General features: G+C 75.5%; 2 protein-coding genes and 2 pseudogenes. 2 read left to right on the forward strand and 2 right to left on the reverse strand.

What is annotated here, in order from left to right; all coding sequences use genetic code 11:
• Positions 1-506 (reverse strand): annotated as a pseudogene (locus tag DZG00_RS14830) (LuxR family transcriptional regulator); the annotation flags it as partial.
• A gap of 120 nt (positions 507-626) precedes the next feature.
• On the opposite strand from DZG00_RS14830, the gene hxlB reads away from it, so the two are divergent.
• Both hxlB and hxlA read left to right on the forward strand, forming a co-directional pair.
• On the forward strand, positions 627-1,238 hold the full coding sequence (hxlB, locus tag DZG00_RS14835; RefSeq protein WP_119383249.1) for a 6-phospho-3-hexuloisomerase: 612 nt from the start codon (positions 627-629) through the stop codon (positions 1,236-1,238).
• Between the two features lie 55 nt (positions 1,239-1,293).
• Positions 1,294-1,917, forward strand: a complete 624-nt coding sequence (hxlA, locus tag DZG00_RS14840) for a 3-hexulose-6-phosphate synthase (RefSeq protein ID WP_086513723.1) — start codon at positions 1,294-1,296, stop codon at positions 1,915-1,917.
• Positions 1,918-1,990: 73 nt separating this feature from the next.
• On the opposite strand, the pseudogene DZG00_RS14845 reads toward hxlA, so the two are convergent.
• A pseudogene (locus DZG00_RS14845) lies at positions 1,991-2,192 on the reverse strand (NAD-dependent epimerase/dehydratase family protein); the annotation flags it as partial.

Here is a 2,192-nt window from a genome sequence, read left to right on the forward strand (position 1 = left end):
TAGGCGGGCGGGGCCGCGGCGACCTGCTGGCGGATCCCGTGGGCGACGCTCCGCCACAGCGCGCGCACCAGCTCGCGGGCGGCGCGCACGTCCTCGTGCGCGGCGACGGGATCCACGAGGACGAGCAGCGCGCCGGTGTCGGCCCGCCACGCGGCGACCGTGCGGGGACGGCCGCCGACGGGGTGCTCGACGGACCACGCGCCGGCGCCCGGGGTCTCGGCGAGGCTCGCGAGGATCCGGTCGAGCTCGGCGATGGTCACGTTCTCCACCACCTCGGCCTCGCCCGCCTTCTTGCGCGGGCGGCCGGTGCAGTCCTCGGTGAAGATCACGAGGGCGCGGTGCGCGACCACGGGCTGCAGCAGCGCGGACAGCGCGTCGCCCACCTCCTGCAGCGGCGCGGCGAGCGCGTCGTGCAGCCCGTCGAGGAGGGCGACGGCGTCGACGGACGCGGGGACGGCGGCGGCAGGACGGGCGGCGGGCGCGACGGGGTGGGTCCGGGACGGCATCCGCCCACCGTACGCCCACCCGGATCCGACCCCGACGCCCGGGCGACCTGCTCGGACGGGTAGGCGGATCCACCCGTCGGGTGGGCGGCACGGACGGGCCGCGTGGAGCACGATCGTCAGGTGACCAACACGACGCCCGACCCCCGCCCGACCGGCGACGCCCCCGTCGACGTCGCCGCCGCCCTCACGCTGATCTCCGACGAGAACGCCCGCGTCGCCCGCGCCCTCGCAGAGCCCGCCCTCGCGGCCCGCCTCGACGAGGCCGCCCGGGTGATCCGCGACGGCCGCCGCGTCTTCGCCCTCGGCGCGGGTCGCTCCGGCCTCGCGCTCCGCATGACCGCGATGCGGTTCATGCACCTGGGGCTCGACGCGCACGTCGTCGGCGAGGCCACCTCACCCGCGATCGAGGATGGCGACGTCCTCCTGGTCGCGAGCGGATCCGGCACCACCGCAGGCATCGTCAGCGCCGCCCGGACGGCGCACGAGGTCGGCGCCCGGATCGTCGCGCTCACGACGGCCGACGACTCCCCGCTCGCCGACCTCGCCGACGTGACCGTGCTGATCCCCGCGGCCGCCAAGCAGGACCACGGCGGCACCGTCTCGGCGCAGTACGCGGGCGGGCTGTTCGAGCTCACGGTCGCCCTCGTCGGCGACGCAGTGTTCCACGCGCTGTGGCAGGCGTCCGGCCTCTCGGCCGACGAGCTGTGGCCGCGTCACGCCAACCTCGAGTGACCTCCGGTCACCCGATCCCCACAACCCCACGCATCACGACAGGAAGAGGAACCGCATGAAGCTCCAGGTAGCCATGGACGTGCTCACGACGAAGGACGCGCTCGAGCTGGCCGGCAAGGCCGCGCCGCACGTCGACATCATCGAGCTGGGCACGCCGCTCATCAAGGCGGAGGGCCTCTCCGCGATCACCGCGATCAAGGAGGCGCACCCCGACAAGATCGTCTTCGCCGACCTCAAGACGATGGACGCCGGCGAGCTCGAGGCCGACATCGCGTTCTCCGCGGGCGCCGACCTCGTCACCGTCCTCGGCGTCGCGGGCGACAGCACCATCGCGGGCGCCGTCAAGGCCGCCAAGAAGCACGGCAAGGGCATCGTCGTCGACCTCATCGGCGTCCCCGACAAGGCCAAGCGCGCGAAGGAGGTCACCGAGCTCGGGGCCGAGTTCGTGGAGATGCACGCGGGCCTCGACGAGCAGGCGGAGGACGGCTACACGTTCGGCGACCTGCTGGAGGCCGGCAAGGCGTCGGGCGTGAAGTTCTCCGTCGCGGGCGGCGTGAAGCCCGGCACCATCGGCGACGTGCAGGACGCGGGCGCCGTGGTCGCCGTCGCCGGCGGCGCGATCTACTCGGCCGACGACCCGGCCGCGGCCGCCGCCGAGCTGCGGGCCGCGATCCGCTGATCCACCCGCGTGAACCGAGCGCCGCGCACCCCGTCTCCGGACGGGTGCGCGGCGCTCGTGCGTGGGGCGCGGCTCAGCCGAGGGTCGCGATCGCCTCGAGCTCCTCGTCGCGCGTCAGGCCGGATGCGCGCGGCCGGTCTGTCCCGCGCGCCCGCTCGTCGGCGAGCACGTCGCGCATCGTCTCCGCGAGCGGCCGGCGCCCGGCGCCCAGCGCCCGGATCCCGGCGTCACTCCGCGCGAGCATCCCGGCCGCGAGGGGCGGCAACCACAGCGGC

This window comes from Clavibacter lycopersici (assembly GCF_003576405.1).
GTDB lineage: Bacteria > Actinomycetota > Actinomycetes > Actinomycetales > Microbacteriaceae > Clavibacter > Clavibacter lycopersici.